Source organism: uncultured Desulfovibrio sp., from assembly GCF_949282365.1.
Lineage (GTDB): Bacteria > Desulfobacterota > Desulfovibrionia > Desulfovibrionales > Desulfovibrionaceae > Desulfovibrio.
The window spans coordinates 62,949-81,084 of record NZ_CASDOY010000002.1; the positions used below are offsets into that span (position 1 = coordinate 62,949).

The 18,136-nt window shown below is 63.7% G+C and carries 13 protein-coding genes; 5 read left to right on the forward strand and 8 right to left on the reverse strand.

The window, feature by feature from the left end; genetic code table 11:
• Nucleotides 1–18 precede the first annotated feature (18 nt).
• Nucleotides 19–1,323 carry a phenylacetate--CoA ligase gene (locus Q1X76_RS01335; protein ID WP_300717569.1) on the reverse strand — a complete coding sequence of 435 codons (1,305 nt, stop codon included), beginning with the start codon at nucleotides 1,321–1,323 and terminating at the stop codon, nucleotides 19–21.
• A 188-nt stretch (nucleotides 1,324–1,511) separates the two neighbouring features.
• On the opposite strand from Q1X76_RS01335, the gene rsfS reads away from it, so the two are divergent.
• From rsfS to Q1X76_RS01355, 4 genes are all read left to right on the forward strand, one after another.
• Entirely contained in the window at nucleotides 1,512–1,904 is a 393-nt protein-coding gene (rsfS, locus tag Q1X76_RS01340) for a ribosome silencing factor (protein ID WP_300717570.1), read from the forward strand.
• Nucleotides 1,901–3,436: a 2,3-bisphosphoglycerate-independent phosphoglycerate mutase gene (gene gpmI, locus Q1X76_RS01345; RefSeq protein ID WP_300717571.1), complete on the forward strand. Its 1,536-nt coding sequence runs from the start codon at nucleotides 1,901–1,903 to the stop codon at nucleotides 3,434–3,436. Before rsfS ends, gpmI begins: the two co-directional genes overlap by 4 nt.
• Nucleotides 3,426–3,668, forward strand: a complete 243-nt coding sequence (locus tag Q1X76_RS01350) for a hypothetical protein (protein WP_300717572.1) — start codon at nucleotides 3,426–3,428, stop codon at nucleotides 3,666–3,668. The genes gpmI and Q1X76_RS01350 overlap by 11 nt, the downstream gene beginning before the upstream one ends.
• Before the next feature lie 106 nt (nucleotides 3,669–3,774).
• A complete protein-coding gene (locus tag Q1X76_RS01355) occupies nucleotides 3,775–5,190 on the forward strand; it encodes a mannose-1-phosphate guanylyltransferase/mannose-6-phosphate isomerase (RefSeq protein WP_300717573.1) in 1,416 nt (471 codons plus the stop codon).
• Nucleotides 5,191–5,643: 453 nt separating this feature from the next.
• Here the strand turns inward: Q1X76_RS01355 and rpoC are convergent, their stop codons facing one another.
• Nucleotides 5,644–9,813 carry a DNA-directed RNA polymerase subunit beta' gene (gene rpoC / locus Q1X76_RS01360; protein ID WP_300717574.1) on the reverse strand — a complete coding sequence of 1,390 codons (4,170 nt, stop codon included), beginning with the start codon at nucleotides 9,811–9,813 and terminating at the stop codon, nucleotides 5,644–5,646.
• Nucleotides 9,814–9,927: 114 nt separating this feature from the next.
• Nucleotides 9,928–14,064 carry a DNA-directed RNA polymerase subunit beta gene (rpoB, locus tag Q1X76_RS01365; RefSeq protein ID WP_300717575.1) on the reverse strand — a complete coding sequence of 1,379 codons (4,137 nt, stop codon included), beginning with the start codon at nucleotides 14,062–14,064 and terminating at the stop codon, nucleotides 9,928–9,930.
• Between the two features lie 252 nt (nucleotides 14,065–14,316).
• On the opposite strand from rpoB, the gene Q1X76_RS01370 reads away from it, so the two are divergent.
• A complete protein-coding gene (locus Q1X76_RS01370) occupies nucleotides 14,317–14,589 on the forward strand; it encodes a hypothetical protein (RefSeq protein WP_300717576.1) in 273 nt (90 codons plus the stop codon).
• 521 nt (nucleotides 14,590–15,110) lie between these two features.
• Here the strand turns inward: Q1X76_RS01370 and rplL are convergent.
• The 5 genes from rplL to nusG all read right to left on the reverse strand — a co-directional run bounded on the left by rplL (nucleotide 15,111) and on the right by nusG (nucleotide 18,136).
• Nucleotides 15,111–15,497 carry a 50S ribosomal protein L7/L12 gene (gene rplL, locus Q1X76_RS01375; protein ID WP_006003610.1) on the reverse strand — a complete coding sequence of 129 codons (387 nt, stop codon included), beginning with the start codon at nucleotides 15,495–15,497 and terminating at the stop codon, nucleotides 15,111–15,113.
• A gap of 60 nt (nucleotides 15,498–15,557) precedes the next feature.
• A complete protein-coding gene (rplJ, locus tag Q1X76_RS01380) occupies nucleotides 15,558–16,082 on the reverse strand; it encodes a 50S ribosomal protein L10 (RefSeq protein WP_072334092.1) in 525 nt (174 codons plus the stop codon).
• Nucleotides 16,083–16,269: 187 nt separating this feature from the next.
• Complete coding sequence (gene rplA / locus Q1X76_RS01385; protein WP_072334089.1) at nucleotides 16,270–16,977, reverse strand: 50S ribosomal protein L1; 708 nt, start codon at nucleotides 16,975–16,977, stop codon at nucleotides 16,270–16,272.
• A 110-nt stretch (nucleotides 16,978–17,087) separates the two neighbouring features.
• Nucleotides 17,088–17,510: a 50S ribosomal protein L11 gene (rplK, locus tag Q1X76_RS01390; protein ID WP_300717577.1), complete on the reverse strand. Its 423-nt coding sequence runs from the start codon at nucleotides 17,508–17,510 to the stop codon at nucleotides 17,088–17,090.
• A 50-nt stretch (nucleotides 17,511–17,560) separates the two neighbouring features.
• Nucleotides 17,561–18,136, reverse strand: a complete 576-nt coding sequence (gene nusG / locus Q1X76_RS01395; RefSeq protein WP_300717578.1) for a transcription termination/antitermination protein NusG — start codon at nucleotides 18,134–18,136, stop codon at nucleotides 17,561–17,563.

Below are 18,136 nucleotides of genomic sequence, written 5' to 3' on the forward strand. Positions count from 1 at the left end.
CGCTGTTTTCCAAACGGATCACTCCGTGGGACGCTTGTCGATGATGCGCTTGGCCTTGCCTTCGGAACGCTGGATGGAATGCGGTTCCATGAGGCGCACCTTGGTGGTGACGCCCAGGAATTCCTTGATGCTCTTCTGGATGGAGCTTTCCAGGCTCTGCAGCTTGCGGATCTCGTCGGCGAAGAGGGTGTCGTTCATCTCCACCTGGACTTCCAGGGTGTCCAGGTTGTTCACGCGGTCCACGATGATCTGATAGTTGGGGCTCAGGCTCTGGTTTTCCATGAGCAGGGCCTCGATCTGCTGCGGGAAGACGTTGACGCCGCGGATGATGAGCATGTCGTCGCTGCGGCCGCGCAGACGGGTCAGGCGCACATGGGTGCGGCCGCAACGACAGGGCGTGTAGTCCAGGCTGGTCAGGTCGCGGGTGCGGTAGCGGATCAGCGGGATGCCTTCCTTGGTGAGCGTGGTGATGACCAGCTCGCCCGTTTCGCCTTCCGGCAGCTGCTCGCCGGTGACGGGGTCGATGATCTCGGGCAGGAAGTGGTCCTCCCAGAGGTGCATGCCGCACTTGGCATCCACGCATTCCATGGCCACGCCGGGGCCCATGACTTCGGAAAGGCCGTAGATGTTCAGGGCGTTGATGCCCATTTTTTGTTCCATGTCCTGGCGCATCTCCTCGGTCCAGGGTTCGGCGCCGAAAACGCCGGTGCGCAGGGGCAGGTCGCGGAAGTCGATGCCCACTTCCTGGCCGGCTTCCCACAGGTGCAGGGCGTAGGAAGGCGTGCAGCAGAGGGTGGTGGCGCCGAAATCGCGCAGGAGATAGGCCTGGCGGCGGGTGGCGCCGCCCGAGGCCGGGACCACCGTGGCGCCGATGCGTTCGGCCCCGCCGTGGGCCCCCAGACCGCCGGTGAACAGGCCGTAGCCGTAGGCCACATGCACGATGTCCGTCTGGTTGACGCCGGCGGCGGAGAGGCTGCGCCCGGCCAGTTCGGCCCAGTTGTGCAGGTCGCGGGCGGTATAGCCCACCACCACGGCCTTGCCGGTGGTGCCGCTGGAGGCGTGCAGGCGGACGATATTGTCGCGGGGCACGGCGAACAGGCCGAAGGGATAGTAATTGCGCAGGTCCTGCTTTTCGGTGAAGGGCAGGTTCTTCAGATCGGCCAGGCTCTTGATGTCGCCGGGCTTGATGCCGCTCTCGTCGAAGCGTTTGCGGTAGAAGGGCACATTGGCATATACGCGGGAGCAAAGATCCTGCAGACGGCGCAGTTGCAGGGCCTCGAGGTCCTCGCGGGGCAGCGTTTCTTTCTCGATATTGAAAATCACGGCGTTTCTCCTTGAATCCTGAGTAGTCTATGGATGACGCAAAAGCTGCCCAAGGTCAAGATATCTGCTTGAAAAACATGGATAACATATTGCAATGCAATGTCTTTTTTTATGCCCGGCAAGGGCCGTCCGGGGCGGGGCCGGGCGGGATTATTGCCCTCGGATACGCTTTGAGGTATGGGAGGGGCATGCAAGACCTCATCTCTACCCCCAAAAAATATTCGGAACTGCCCACGGCGGAAAAAATGTCCGTCATCAGGGCATGGCTTGAGGAACACAAGGCCGTCGACGTGGCCGGGATCGACCTTGCCGGACAGGGGGCCTTCACGGACGCCCTGCTGGTGGTCACCGCCACTTCCGTGCGTCACGCCCAGAGCCTGGCGGACGGCATCGCGGCCCTGTGCCACGAACAGAATTTTGAATACCTGCGCATGGAAGGCTACACCACCGGCCAGTGGATCCTGGTGGACTGCAACGACATCGTGGTCAATATCTTCCAGCAGTCCGTGCGCGACCTCTACCAGCTGGAAAACCTGTGGGGCGCGGCCGCCGCGGCCCTCAGCAAGGAGCCCCGTGCATGACGCCCGCCCTGTTGCTCATCCTTGACGGCTGGGGCCTGGCGGAAAAAGGGCGGGGCAACGCCCCCTGGGTCGCGCCCACGCCCCATCTGGATGCCCTGCTGGCGCGCTGTCCGCACAGCCGTCTTGCCGCCTCCGGGCGCGAGGTGGGCCTGCCTGCCGGTTACATGGGCAACTCCGAGGTGGGACACCTCAATATCGGCGCGGGACGCATCGTCTACCAGGACATGACGCGCATCGACGTGGCCCTGGAGGACGGCTCCCTGTTCAGCAATCCCGTGCTGCAGGACGTGCTGGACAAGACGCGCCGGAGCGGCGGCCGCCTGCATCTGGCGGGCCTGCTTTCCGACGGTGGCGTCCACAGCCACATCAACCATCTGGTGGCCCTGTGCGCCATGGCTTCCGCCGCCGGCGTGCCGGTGCGCATCCACTGCTTCATGGACGGGCGCGACACCCCGCCCCGCAGCGGTGCGGGCTATGTGGCCAGCCTGCTGGAACAGATCGTGCCCATGCGCGACGTGCGCGTGGCCAGCCTGGCGGGGCGCTTCTACGCCATGGACCGCGACAAGCGCTGGGAGCGCGTGGCCGAGGTCTGGGACATGCTGGTCCACGGCAAGGGCCCCAGGGCCAGGGATGCCGTGGAGGCCGTGGAAGCCTCCTACGCCGCGGGCATCGGCGACGAATTCATCAAGCCCGTGCTGCTGGAAGGGGAGGACGCCTCCACCCTGCAGGACGGGGACGGCCTGTTCTTCTACAATTTCCGCGCCGACCGCATGCGTGAGCTTTCCCAGGCCTTCGTGGACACGGCCTTCACGGGCTTCGAGCGCGGCCGTGTGCCGCAGCTGGCGGCCGTGGCTTCCATGACCGCCTATGACGCGCATTTCCCCCTGCCGGTGGCCTTCCCCAAGGAATCCGTGACCATGGGCTTGGGCGAAGTGGTCTCGCGCCGGGGCATGCACCAGCTGCGTCTGGCCGAGACGGAAAAGTACGCGCACGTCACCTATTTCTTCAACGGCGGCGTGGAAGAGCCCCTGCCCCTGGAAGACCGCATCCTGGTGCCGTCGCCGCGCGATGTGGAGACCTATGACCAGAAGCCTGCCATGAGCGCCCGCGAGGTCACGGACAAATTCGTGGCGGCCTGGGAGAGCGGCCAGTACGATCTGGTGGTCTGCAACCTGGCCAATGGGGACATGGTGGGCCATACGGGCGTACTCTCCGCCGCCGTGGAAGCCTGTACCGTGGTGGACGAATGCGTGGGCCGCATGGTGGCGGCCGTGGAGGCCCGCAAGGGCCGGATGCTGCTCATCGCCGACCACGGCAACTGCGAGGTCATGCTGGATGCCCAGGGCAAACCCCAGACGGCCCACACCACCAATCTGGTGCCCTGCATCCTGCTGGACGCCTCGGGCAGGAAGTGGCGTCTGCATGACGGCAAGCTGGCCGATGTGGCGCCCACCCTGCTGCGCATGTGGGACATGGACAAGCCCGAAGCCATGACGGGCGTGCCGCTGGTGGAGGAAGACCATGCCAGCTAGCCAGAAACCGCTGGAGCCCGTGGCCCCGGACGGCATGGAGCTGCTGTTCTTCTACCGCTGCCCCCACTGCCTGCGCCATGTGCCCCTGGTCAACCCGGTGGAGCCGCGCAATGTGCGCTGCGACGGCTGCGGCAAGCAGTTCCCCATCGTCCCGGTGGACGAGCACGGCCTGCACTATGTGCGCATCATGCTGGCCAACGGCAAGGCGGCCACCAACCCCGACTATCTCTAGCAGATATCTGTCCGGCCGGAGGGCTTCGGCTTTCCGGCCGCTTCGCTTTCCGTCTCCCGGCGGGCCTGTCCCGGGATGCCGGTCCTGAAACGCAACGAGCAACACCATGAAGATTTGTCCCATCATCCTGTGTGGCGGCGCGGGCACGCGCCTCTGGCCCCTTTCGCGGCGCAAGTATCCCAAGCAGTTCATGGACATGGGCGGCCATACCCTGTTCGAAGACACCCTGCGGCGTCTTGCCGCCGTGCCCGGCCTTGCCGCGCCCGTGGTCATCTGCAACGAGGAGCAGCGCTTCCTGGCCGCCGCGGCCCTGCAGCGTCAGGGCATGGACGGCCGGATCCTGCTGGAGCCGGAACCGCGCAATACCGCCCCGGCCATCGCCGCTGCCGCTCTGGCCGTGACGGCCGCCTGTGACGTGGAGGACGGGGACCCGCTCCTCCTGGTGCTGCCCTCGGACCATGTGCTGGAAGATCTGCCCGTCTTTGCCGCGGCCGTGGCGCAGGCGGCGGAATGCGCCCGCGAGGGCGCCCTGGTCACCTTCGGGGTCACGCCGGACCATGCCGAAACGGGCTACGGCTATCTGGAAAAGGGCGAGGCCTTCGCGGCCGGTTTCAAGGTCAGCCGTTTCGTGGAAAAGCCCGGGCAGGCGGAGGCCGAAGCCATGCTGGCCAACGGCGGCTATTTCTGGAACAGCGGCATGTTCGTCTTCCGCGCCTCCCAGTATCTGGCCGAACTGGAGGCCCAGGCTCCGGCCATCATGGCCGCCGTGCGCACGGCCTGGGCCCGGCGGCGGGCCGATTACGATTTCATCCGCCTGCACCGCGAGGCCTTCGCCGCCTGTCCCGCGGATTCCGTGGATTATGCCCTGATGGAAAAAAGCGCCCATGTGGCCATGGTGCCGCTGCCCTGCCACTGGAGCGATCTGGGCTCGTGGGAGGCCGTGTACGAGAACAGCGAGCGCGATGCCGAGGGCAATGCCTGCGTGGGCGACGTGCTGGCCCAGGACAGCCGGGGCTGTTACCTCCATGCCGCCAGCCGTCTGGTGGCCACGCTGGGCGTGCGGGATCTGGTGGTGGTGGAGACCGGCGATGCCGTGCTGGTGGCGGACAGGAGCCGCAGCCAGGACGTCAAGGCCGTGGTGGCGCGGCTGGTGGCCGGGGAGCGGCGCGAGCAGGACATCCATCTGCGCGTCTACCGCCCCTGGGGCTGGTACGAGACCCTGGCCCTGGGCCAGCGCTTCCAGGTCAAGCGCATCCAGATCGATCCCGGCGCGGCCCTCTCGCTGCAGCGGCACCAGCACCGGGCCGAACACTGGGTGGTCATCGCCGGGGAAGGCCTGGTGCGCGTGGGGGACGAAGAGATGCACCTGCATGTGGACGAATCCGTCTATATCCCGCAGAAGACCATGCACCGCCTGAGCAATGTCTCCACGCAGCCGCTGGAGATCGTGGAGGTGCAGACCGGCGACTATCTGGGCGAGGACGATATCGAACGCTTTGAAGACAGCTACGGGCGGGACTAGCACCGCCTTCCTCCATGGAGCGCGCCCGGCGCTGCTCTTGTCCTTCTGGGGCCGCGGGAGAGATCCCGCGGCCCCTTTTGCGTCCGCGGATCCCGGAGCCGGGCTGCGATGAAGATGCGCCAGCCCGGCGTCCGTGCCCTCTCCGGGCCTGCCGCCCATACGGCCGCAGACAGGGGACGGCGTTTCCTGCAAAGACGGCGGCACAGGCGGTGTCCTGCGGTCGCCTGCTGCGCGCCCCGGCATCCGGCAGCATGTCCGGGCGTGGCGGAGGAGGCCAGGGCCGGGCTCCCCCGTTAGGGAAGAAGGGCGAGCGGCAAGGCTGGCGGGGACGAAGGCCAGGATACCGCGCATGCCTCCGGCGATCCTTGCCCGCTGCGGCCGCTGGCAAACGAAAAGGGCGACCGCCGTGTGCGGTCGCCCTGATGCATGCTGAGAGCGTGCGGGGGAGCGGGCCTACTGGCCCAGGTCCACCAGCACCGGGTTCTCTTCCAGGTCTTCCAGGAACTTGTCCGGGCGTTCCTTCTGGTCGGGCACGGTGATGTCGCCGTGGACATATTCGCGGTAGCCCGTACCGGCCGGGATGAGACGGCCCACGATGACGTTTTCCTTGAGGCCGCGCAGGTAGTCCATCTTGCCCTTGAGGGCCGCCTCGGTGAGCACCTTGGTGGTTTCCTGGAAGGAAGCCGCCGAGATGAAGGACGAGGTGGTCAGCGAGGCCTGGGTGATGCCCAGCACCAGCGGTTCGGCGGTGGCGGGCTGGCGGCCTTCGGCGATGGCCTTGTGGTTCTCGGCGCGGAACTCGGCCTTGTCCACCTGTTCGCCCACCAGGAAGCTGGTGCCGCCGGAATCCAGGATGGTCACCTTCTTGAGCATCTGGCGCACGATGACTTCGATGTGCTTGTCGTCGATGCCCACGCCCTGGAAGCGGTAGACTTCCTGGATCTCGTCCACCAGATAGCGGGCCAGGTACTTTTCGCCGCGGGTGCGCAGGATGTCGTGCAGTTCGGGCGAGCCTTCGGTCAGCGGGTCGCCGGCTTCCACGAAGTCGCCGTCGGCCACGGTGATGTGCTTGCCCTTGGGCACCAGGTATTCCTTGGCGTCGCCGATCTCGGGGGTCACCACCAGCTTGCGCTTGCCCTTGGATTCGCCGGCGTAGGACACGGTGCCGGAGATCTCGGAGACCACGGCCATGTCCTTGGGCTTGCGCACTTCAAAGAGCTCGGCCACGCGGGGAAGACCACCCACGATGTCCTTGGTCTTGGAGGTCTCGCGGGGCTTGCGGGCGATGATGTCGCCGGCCTGGATGGCCTCGCCGTCCTTGACCATGATGATGGAGCCCACGGGCAGGCTGTACACGGCGGACGCCGCGCTGTGCGGGCGCTGCTTGACGTTGCCGTTCTCATCGCAGACCGAGATGGAGGGCCGGTAGTTGGTGGTGCGGTATTCCATGATGGTCAGGGAGGCCTGACGCGTCACGTCGTCCACCTTTTCCTGCACGGTCTTGCCGTCCACGATGTCGGTGAAGCGGATGATGCCCTCTTCTTCGGACACGAAGGGTTCGTTGAAGGGGTCCCATTCGGCCAGCACGGTGCCCTTGGTCACTTCCTGGCCGTCATGCACATGCAGGCGGGCGCCGTTGGGCAGGATGTACTTCTCGCGTTCGCGGCCCTGCGGATCCACGATGGTCAGCTGGCCGCTCTTGCCCAGCACCAGCTGGACGCCGTCGCGGTTGGTGACGGCGCGCACGCGGTTGAGGATGACGCGGCCGGTGTTCTGGGCCTCGAACTTGTTCTTTTCGATGGTGCTGGATGCGGTACCGCCGATGTGGAAGGTACGCATGGTCAGCTGGGTGCCGGGTTCACCGATGGACTGGGCGGCGATGATGCCCACGGTCTCGCCGGTGTTGACCAGATGCCCGCGGGCCAGGTCGCGGCCGTAGCACAGGGCGCAGATGCCGCGCTCGGCCTGGCAGGTCAGGGGCGAACGCACCGTGACGGAGCTGACGCCGTGTTCACGCAGCACGGCGGCCTCGGCCTCGTCGATGAGGGTGTTCTCGGGCAGCAGCACCTTTTCCGCGTTTTCGGGATCGTACACGGGGTAGAGCAGCACACGGCCCATGGCGCGTTCCCAGACTGGCGTCTTGATGTCGCCGCCTTCACGCAGGTGGGCCAGCTCGATGCCGTCCACCGTGCCGCAGTCGTGTTCGGAAACGATCACGTCCTGCACCACGTCCACCAGACGGCGGGTCAGGTAACCGGAGTTGGCCGTCTTGAGGGCCGTGTCGGCCAGCCCCTTGCGCGCGCCGTGGGTGGAGGTGAAGTACTGCAGCACCGACAGGCCTTCGCGGAAGGACGAGGTGATGGGCGTTTCGATGATCTCGCCGGAAGGCTTGGCCATCAGGCCGCGCATGCCGGCCAGCTGGCGCATCTGGTCCTGGTTGCCTCGGGCGCCGGAGGTGGACATCATGAAGATGGAGTTGAAGCTCTGGTTCTTCTCCTCGCGGCCGGTCTTGGGATCCTTCAGGATATCGTAGGAGATCTCCTTGATCATTTCCGTGGAGACATCCTGGGTGGCCTTGGTCCAGACATCGACGACCTTATTGTACTTTTCGGTGCGGGTGATGATACCGTCGCGGTACTGGTGTTCGATGTCGTCCACCTCGGCCTGGGACGCGGCCAGGATGTCCTTCTTGCGGGCCGGGATGATGAGGTCCTTCACGCCGATACTGACACCGGCGCGGGTGGCGAACTCATAGCCCATGTTCTTCAGGTTGTCGCAGAGGATGACCGTGGCCTTGATGCCGCACTGGCGGTAGCAGTTTTCCACCAGCTTGGCGATCATCTTCTTGGACAGGACCTTGTTGACATGCTCGAAGGACATTTCCTTGGGCAGGATGTTGCTCACCAGCACGCGGCCGGGCGTGGTCTTGTACTTTTTGCCGTCGGGCATGCGTACCTCGATGCGGGCGTGCAGGGAGACGGCATCGGCATCATAGGCGGCTTCCACTTCCCAGGGGCCGCAGAAGGTCATGCCCTCGCCCTTCTCGAAGCTGCGCTCGGAGGTCATGTAGTACAGGCCCAGCACGATGTCCTGGGACGGCACGATGACAGGACCGCCGTTGGCCGGCGAGAGGATGTTGTTGGTGCTCATCATGAGCACGCGGCATTCGATCTGCGCTTCCACGGACAGCGGGATGTGCACGGCCATCTGGTCGCCGTCGAAGTCCGCGTTGTAGGCCGAGCAGACCAGGGGATGCAGACGGATGGCCTTGCCTTCCACCAGCAGGGGCTCGAAGGCCTGGATGCCCAGACGGTGCAGGGTGGGGGCGCGGTTGAGCATGATGGGGTATTCGCGCACCACTTCCGAAAGGATGTCCCAGACCACCAGCTCTTCGCGTTCCACCATCTTCTTGGCGCTCTTGATGGTGGAGGCGTAGCCGCGCTTTTCCAGCTCCGAGTAGATGAAGGGCTTGAACAGCTCCAGGGCCATCTTCTTGGGCAGGCCGCACTGGTGCAGCTTGAGGTAGGGGCCCACGGTGATGACCGAACGGCCGGAGTAGTCCACGCGCTTGCCCAGCAGGTTCTGGCGGAAGCGGCCCTGCTTGCCCTTGATCATGTCGGACAGGGACTTGAGCGGACGACCGTTGGTGCCGGCGATGGCGCGACCGCGGCGGCCGTTGTCGAACAGGGCGTCCACGGCTTCCTGCAGCATGCGCTTTTCGTTGCGGATGATGATGTCGGGAGCGCCCAGTTCGATGAGGCGCTTCAGACGGTTGTTGCGGTTGATGACGCGGCGGTAGAGGTCGTTGAGGTCCGAGGTGGCGAAGCGGCCGCCGTCCAGGGGCACCAGGGGACGCAGCTCCGGCGGGATGACGGGGATGACTTCCAGGATCATCCATTCGGGCTTGTTGTTGGACTCCAGGAAGGCCTCGACGATCTTCAGGCGCTTGGTGAGCTTTTTCTTCTTGGTCTGGCTCTTGGTGGTCTCGCTTTCCTCGCGCAGTTCGGTGCGCAGCTTCTCCAGATCCAGCTCTTCCAGCAGGGAGCGCACGGCCTCGGCGCCCATGCCCACGGTGAGGGCGTCTTCGCTGCCGTAGTGGTCCAGGATCTGCAGGTACTGGTCTTCGGAGATGACCTGGCGGCGCTGCAAATTGGTCTGGCCGGGATCGAGCACGATGTAGGAATCGAAGTAGAGCACCTTTTCCAGATCGGCCATGGTCATGTCCAGCAGGGTGCCGATCTTGGAAGGCAGGGTCTTGAGGAACCAGATGTGGGCCACGGGCGCGGCCAGCTCGATGTGGCCCATGCGTTCGCGGCGCACCTTGGAGGCAATGACTTCAACGCCGCACTTTTCGCAGACGATGCCGCGGTGCTTCATGCGCTTGTACTTGCCGCAGTTGCATTCGTAGTCCTTCACGGGGCCGAAGATTTTGGCGCAGAACAGGCCGTCGCGCTCCGGCTTGAAGGTACGGTAGTTGATGGTTTCCGGTTTCTTGACCTCGCCGTAGGACCATTCGCGGATGGCTTCGGGCGAGGCGATGGAAATCTGGATGGCTTTCAGGTTGCGGATGTTGGTCACGTTGGCCGACGTGCCGCGTGCAGTGAAGAGATCGTCCAGGCTCATATATCTACCTTGCTTGTCAAAAGCTCGTTACAGTCATTGTGGCGTACGGGTGACGCTCCGTCCCGGGGAGTGCCGCCGGGCATCGCACAGCAGGCGACGCCCGGCGCGGGCAAACTATTCCTCGGGTTCCTGGTCGCGCATGAAGCCGATGCGCCTGGGCTTTTTCTTGCCGTCTTCCTGATGCAGGGTCACGTCGAGGCCCAGGCTCATGAGTTCCTTGACCAGGACGTTGAAGGACTCGGGCAGACCGGCTTCCAGGAAGTTGTCGCCCTTGACGATCTTCTCGTACATCTTCACACGACCGGTCACGTCGTCGGACTTGACGGTGAGGAATTCCTGCAGGAGATAGGCGGCGCCGTAGGCTTCCAGAGCCCAGACTTCCATTTCACCCAGACGCTGGCCACCGAACTGCGCCTTGCCGCCCAGCGGCTGCTGGGTCACCAGGCTGTAGGGGCCGGTGGAGCGGGCGTGGATCTTTTCGTCGACCAGGTGGTGCAGCTTGAGCATGTACATGACGCCGGTGGTCACGCGGTTCTTGAAGGGCACGCCGGTGCGGCCGTCATAGAGCACGGTCTTGCCGTCGCTGTCCTTGCCGGCCTTTTCCATCCAGCCCCAGATCTCTTCTTCGGTGGCGCCGTCGAAGACCGGGGTCTTGGTCACGATGCCGTTGCGCAGCTTCTTGACCGAGGCGATGAACTCCTCGTCGTCCATGCCGTCCACCAGGTCGCTGATGGACTGGGAGGCGAAGACGTCCTTGACCTCGTCGCGCACCACCTGCAGGGCCGCGCCGGAGTCCAGCAGCTCGGCCAGCTGGCGGCCCAGCTCCTTGGCACCCCAGCCCAGATGGGTCTCCATGATCTGGCCGATGTTCATGCGCGAAGGCACGCCCAGGGGGTTGAGTACGATGTCCACGGGACGGCCGTCGGCGAAGAAGGGCATGTCTTCTTCGGGCAGGATGCAGGAGACCACGCCCTTGTTCCCGTGACGGCCGGCCATCTTGTCGCCCACCGAGAGCTTGCGCTTGATGGCGATGTGCACCTTGACCATCTTGATGACGCCGGGAGGCAGGTCGTCACCTTCGGTGACCTTCTCGCGCTTGGAGTCATAGATGGCGTGCAGGTAGTCCACCTGATGGTCGTAATCGGCCAGATGTTCCTCGACGATGTCGTTGACTTCCTTGCTCTGGAACAGGCCCTGCAGCTTCTTGACCGGCAGTTCGTCCAGCTGTTCGCGGCTCAGGGCCACGCCGGCTTCCACCAGCACTTCGCCCTTTTTCTTGCCCGGGACGCTGACGGCGGTCAGCTTGCCCAGCACATGGGGGGCCAGCACCTGGCGCAGACGGTTGCCCAGGGAGCGCATGTGGTCGGCTTCCTTCTGGTCCAGCACGGCGATGTCATGGGCCTCGATGGCCAGGGTGCGGTCGTCCTTTTCACCGGAACGGCGGTTGAAGACCTTGACGTCGATGACCGTGCCTTCCACTCCCGGGGGCACCTTGAGGGAGGTGTTCTTCACGTCGCGGGCCTTCTCGCCGAAGATGGCGCGCAGCAGCTTCTCTTCCGGGGTGAGCTGGGTCTCGCCTTTGGGGGTGATCTTGCCCACCAGGATGTCGTCGGGCTTCACGGCCGCGCCGATGCGGATGATGCCGCTGTCGTCCAGGTTGCGCAGCATGTCCTCGCTGACGTTGGGGATGTCGCGGGTGATCTCTTCGGGTCCGAGCTTGGTGTCGCGGGCCACCACTTCGAATTCTTCGATGTGGATGGAGGTGAAGATGTCCTCTTTCACCGTCCGTTCGGAAATGAGGATGGAGTCTTCGTAGTTGTAACCGCACCAGGGCATGAAGGCCACCACCAGGTTCTTGCCCAGGGCCAGCTGGCCTTCGTCGATGCCGGGGCCGTCGGCCAGGATCTCGCCTTTTTTGAAGACCTGGCCGGGATAGCAGGTGGGCTTCTGGCCGAAGCAGGAGTTCTGGTTGGACTTGTGGAACTTCAGCAGGTCATAGGCGCGCACGCCGCCCTGTTTCTTGTACAGGTCGCCTTCGTAGGAGACCACGATGCGGTCGGCGTCGGCATATTCCACCTTGCCGTCGGCCTGGGCCACGATGCAGGCGCCGGAGTCGCGGGCCACATCGATCTCCATGCCGGTGCCCACCAGGGGCTTTTCGCTGCGCAGCAGGGGCACGGCCTGACGCTGCATGTTGGAACCCATGAGGGCGCGGTTGGCGTCGTCGTGTTCCAGGAAGGGGATGAGCGCGGCCGAGATGGAGACCATCTGGCTGGGCGAGATGTCCATCAGGGTCACTTCGTCACGGGAACGCATCTCCACTTCGCCCTTGACGCGCACGGTCACGAACTCGTCCAGGAAGTTGCCCTCGGCGTCCACGCGGGCGTTGGCCTGGGCCACCACCTGGTCGCCTTCGCGGGAGGCGTCCAGATGCACGATCTCGTCGGTCATGCGGCCGTTGCGCACCACGCGGTAGGGGGTCTCGATGAAGCCGAAGTCGTTGACCTTGGCGAAGGTGGTCAGGGACACGATCAGGCCGATGTTGGGACCTTCGGGCGTTTCGATGGGGCAGATGCGGCCGTAGTGGGAGGTGTGCACGTCGCGCACTTCGAAGCCGGCGCGCTCACGGGTCAGACCGCCGGGGCCCAGGGCCGACAGGCGGCGCTTGTGGGTCACTTCGGACAGGGAGTTGGTCTGGTCCATGAACTGCGAGAGCTGGGACGTGCCGAAGAATTCCTTGAGCACCGCGGCCACGGGCTTGGGATTGATCAGGTCGTGGGGCATGAGCGTGGAGATCTCCTGGATGCTCATGCGCTCCTTGATGGCGCGTTCCATGCGCACCAGACCGATGCGGTACTGGTTCTCCACTAGTTCGCCCACCAGGCGCACGCGGCGGTTGCCCAGATGGTCGATATCGTCGGCCGGGCCGTGGCTGTCCTTCAACTGCACCAGCACCTTGATGGCGGTGAGGATGTCGTTGTCGGTCAGGGTGCGGGAGTCTTCGCTGTCGGGCAGGCCCAGGCGCTGGTTGAGCTTGTAGCGGCCCACCGGCGACAGGTCGTAGTAGTCCGGGCTGCGGAACAGGTTGTCGAAGAAGCTGGCGGCGATCTCGGCGGTGGGCGGGCTGGAAGGACGCAGACGACGGTAGATCTCCTCCTGCGCCTTTTCCTGATCGGGGATGCGGTCCTGCATCAGGGTGTCGCGGATGGAGGAGGAGGTGTCGGTGCCCTTGGTGTGCAGCACGGCGATGCGCTCGATGCCGGCCTCGCGCATGCGCTCCAGCAGGCCGGGGGTGATCTCGTCGGCGGCTTCGGCCAGCACTTCGCCGCTGCCCGGGGCCACCACGTCCTCGGCCAGGAACATGCCGTCCAGGGTGTCGGGACGCACTTCGATGGCCGGGATGCCGGCTTCGCAGATCTGGCGCCAGCCGCGCTTGGTGATGGGCTTGCCGGCCTTGATGAGCACATGCCCGTCAGCGGTCATGATGTCGGAATAGGCGTTGTCCTTGCGGTACAGGGACTTTTCCACTTCCCACATCAGGGTGTTCTGGGGCTTCAGCAGATAGTGCTCGCGGGTGTAGAAATACTCCAGGATGTCCATCTTGCTCATGCCCATGGCCTTGAACAGGATGGTGGCGGGCATCTTGCGGCGACGGTCGATGCGGACGTAAAGGATGTCCTTGTGGTCGAAGTCGAAATCCAGCCAGGAGCCACGCATGGGGATGACTCGGCAGGAATAGAGCACCTTGCGGCTGGTGTGGGTCTTGCCGCCGTCGTGTTCAAAGATGATGCCGGGAGAACGCTGCAGCTGGTTGACGATGACGCGCTCGGTACCGTTGATGATGAAGGTGCCCTTCTCGGTCATCAGGGGCAGGGTGCCGAAGTAGATGCCCTGTTCCTTGATGTCGCGGATGGTGCGGTTGCCCGTGGCTTCATCGGTGTCATAGACCACCAGGCGCACCTTGATGTGCACCGGGGCTTCGTAGGTCAGGCCCTTGGAGATGCATTCGGCCTGGTCGTACTTGGGTTCGCGGATTTCGTAGCTGACGAATTCCAGACTGGCGGTCTTGTTGAAATCCTCGATGGGGAAGACGGTGTGGAACACGCCTTCCAGCCCTTCCTCCTTGTTGCGATCGGCTTCGGCCACGCCTTCCTGCAGGAACTTGCTGTAGGAGTCGATCTGAAGATTGAGGAGGTGCGGAATGGGGAGAGTAACGTTGATTTTGCCGAACTGTTTGGTAAGCTGGCCCATGCGATACCTCAAGGTAGGTAGCGGTTGCGCTTCGGCTGCCGGCGCTGCACCGGGATGTCCGGTCGGCATCCTGCCCAGCAGACCTCTGTGGACAGACTGCCAAAACGCCAGTCATGCCGCGATCCGAAGCGTACGATCTATATCTCTCAGTGGGATCCGGTTTTCACGACGCGCAAAAAGGACAAACGACACTCCCCCGCCATCCGGCAGGGGCAAGGCCGCTTGTCTCTGAAAAAAGGCTAGGCGCGTCGGGTGCTGTTTACCAGAAAAACCAGATACTTCTCCCACAACAGTTTTGGAACGAAGAGAGATACCGCAAACGCATGGTTTTTGCAACAACTTTTTCCGCAGCCGGAGCGTCCGCAGGAACGGACGCGGCCAGCGGACAGGGGGCCGGAAGACGGCGCGGGCGGTATCCGCCATGACCGGGCCGCCGGGGCAGGGCGAAAAAAAGATCCCCTTCTTTTGTGTATGGAAAACGGCCGCACGTCAATGGAAAAAACGGGCCAGGGCAAAAGCGCCTGAGGACGCGGCGAACGGCCCGATGCGGGGGCAAGGAGATCGTGCCGTGCGGCCGGCGGGGGAAAGAAGCGCTGATGGCCGGCCCCGCTGCCGTCGCCGACAGGGACGGGCCTGACAGCACCGGGGCCGCCAGGCGGCGGAGACGACGGCCGCCGCTGGGAGCAGGAGACGATCCCGGACGAAGGGCAGGCAGGGAAGGGCCCCTTGTTGCCGGGCACGACTTTTCCCGGCAACGGCACGCGGAAAGGAAAGTCAACGGGGCGTCCGGCTGTCCTCAGCCCGCAGGGACGGCGCCGAGGGCGGAGACGACGGACGTCATGGAGCGGGAGGCCGCGCCGTCGGGCGACGGGGAAAGGCCGGGAAGGCGTCCCGCGCTGCACGGCATCATTCTTGCTCCGGGACTGGCAAGGGCGCACAGGCAGGGCAGCCCCGCTTCCGCCGGCAGGGATCCGGGCGGCGGAGAAAGGGCAACAAAAAAAGGCGGGGTTCGCACCCCGCCTTCACAACGATCGGAAAAACCGAACTTACTTCACTTCGACGACAGCGCCGGCTTCGGTCAGCTGCTTCTTGGCTTCTTCGGCTTCTTCCTTGCTCACGCCTTCCTTCAGGGTGGAGGGGCAGCCGTCGACCTTTTCCTTGGCTTCCTTCAGGCCCAGGCTGGTCAGGGCGCGCACGACCTTGATGACGCCGATCTTGTTGGCGCCGGCTTCCTTCAGGATGACGTCGAATTCGGTCTTTTCTTCGGCAGCGGCAGCGGCGCCACCGTCAGCGGGGGCGGCCATCACCATGGCAGCGGCGGGGGCGGCGGCGGACACGCCGAACTTTTCTTCCAGTTCCTTGATGAATTCGGACAGTTCGAGGACGGTCATGTTGGAGATGAACTCAACAACCTGTTCTTTGGTCACGGACATGGTAAACTCCTAGCTCTTTGGCTGAAATTTGGTTGATTGCTTTTTTCTGCTGCGAGGGCCCTAAGCGGCCTCGCCCTTTTTTTCTTCAATGGCCTTGAGCGCATAGAGCAGGCCGCGAAGAACGTTGGCGAACAGCGAAACAAAATTGGTGGGCACGGCGTTCATGGTGCCGAGCAGCTGGCCAAGGAGCTGTTCCTTGGACGGCAGCTTGGCCAGGGCTTCGACCTGTTCGGCAGACATTTCCTTGCCTTCCAGGCTGCCGCAGCGCAGCTGGAACAGCTTGCTCTGCTTGGCGAAATCACTCAACGCCTTGGCCACCGCCACGGGGTCGTCGAAACCAAGGGCAATGGCGCTGTTGTCATGGAACTTGTCCTTGACGACGTCATGCGTGCCACCGGTAAAAGCGATACGGGCCAACGTGTTCTTGACGACGTAGAATTCGCCGCCAGCCTTGCGCAGGTTCACACGGAGGTTCGTCAGCTCTTCCACCGTCATGCCCTTGAACTCGGTCAGCACCGCAAAGGAAGCGCGCTCAGCATTGGCTTTGATCGCTTCGATGACGGCTGCTTTTTCAGACCTGGTCACGTGATACCTCTCACGTTCGGGGTTGCCGGGTGGAATGCCGAGCCAAAGATAAGTCTGGACAGGATGATTAAGGGCCCTGCGGTCCGCCTGCCGTCTTCGACTCGAATTCCCTTGCCTTAGCCAGTAAATATAAATGCGGGGATTGCTATTACTGCAATCCCCGCACGATGTCAACTAAAAATCAGGCTTAGCCTTCCAGGAATTTTTTCACCTGGGACATGTCGATCTTGAAGCCGGGGCCCATGGTGGTGGACACAGCCATGGAGAGCATGTAGGTGCCCTTGGCGCCGGAGGGCTTCAGACGATTCACGGTTTCCAGCAGGGCCTTGAGGTTACCCAGGATCTTTTCGGGACCGAAGGAAACCTTGCCCAGAGGAGCGTGCAGAACACCAGCCTTGTCGACCTTGAAGTCCACGCGACCGGCCTTCAGTTCGTTGACGGCCTTGGTCACGTCGAAGGTCACGGAACCGGTCTTGGCGTTGGGCATCAGGCCGCGGGGGCCGAGCAGACGGCCGATCTGGCCCACCAGGGCCATGACGTCAGGGGTGGCCACGGCGGCGTCGAAGTCCAGCCAGCCTTCCTTGATCTTGGCCACCAGGTCTTCAGCGCCCACGAAGTCGGCGCCGGCGGCGGTGGCTTCGGCCTGCTTTTCACCCTTGCAGAACACGGCCACGCGGACGGTCTTGCCCAGGCCGTGAGGCAGGGTCACGGCGCCGCGCACCATCTGGTCGGAGTACTTGGGGTCAACACCCAGGCGGATGGCCACGTCGACGGTTTCGTCGAACTTGGCGAAAGAGGCGCCCAGGGATTTGCTCACAGCGTCTTCAACGCTCAGGCGTTCCTGCAGGTTCACGCCTTCGAGAGCTTTGCGAAAATTTTTGCCATGCTTGGGCATGTTTGTATCCTTTCGTTTTATCTCCTGCCACACACGGACTTGCGCCGTGCCTGGCAGTACAATTGATCAACGAGGGGCAGCCAGGCTGCCGTCATCCGGTAAACCGGTCCCTACTTGATTTCGATGCCCATGCTGCGGGCGGTGCCGGCGATGGACTTCACCGCGGATTCCAGGGTGGCGGCGTTGAGGTCGGGCAGCTTCAGCTTGGCGATCTCTTCCACCTGGGCCATGGTCAGGCTGCCCACCTTGTTGCGGTTGGGTTCGCCGGAGCCCTTTTCGATCTTGGCGGCCTTCATGATCAGCACCGCGGCCGGGGGGGTCTTGGTGACGAAGGTGAAGGAGCGGTCAGCGTAGACCGTGATGACCACGGGGATGATCATGCCCTTCTGGTCCTGGGTACGGGCATTGAATTCCTTGCAGAAGCCCATGATGTTCAGGCCATGCTGACCCAGGGCGGGGCCCACCGGCGGGGAGGGGTTGGCGGCGCCGGCCGGGATCTGCAGTTTGATTTTGGCAACTTCTTTTTTGGCCATGATGTTCTATCCTTATGACTGGAACAGCGCCCTGCGGCGCTGCTCCGATGCTAGCCCTTGGAAACCTGCACGAAATCCAGTTCCACCGGGGTCTGTCTGCCGAAGATGGAAACGGACACGCGCAGCTTGCCCTTTTCGTAGTTGACATCGTCCACGACGCCATTGAAACCCTCGAAGGGACCCTCGATAACCCGTACGTCGTCGCCGCGTTCAAAGTTGAACTTGGGCCGGGGGGTTTCCTGGCGACTTTCCATCAGCGAGAGGATGCGCGTGGCGTCGCTTTCGCTCATGGGCGTGGGGCGGTTCTTCCCCCCCACAAAACCGGTGACCTTGGGGATGGACTGCACCAGATGGCAGGAAAGATCCGTCATGATCATGCGGATCATCACATAGCCGGGGTAGAATTTGCGGGTGCTGGTACGAGGCTGCGAACCATTCTTGGAAGGTTCGATCACCTTTTCGGTCGGCACGACCACTTCCTGGATAAGGCCGTTGTCCTCGCCGGAGTCCATCATCGCCTTGATGGTCTTCTGCACGCGCTGCTCGAAACCAGAGTAGGTGTGCACGATGTACCAGCGAGACTTCTTTCCCAGTTCGGAGTTCTCGTCGATAACGGGAGTGTTCAT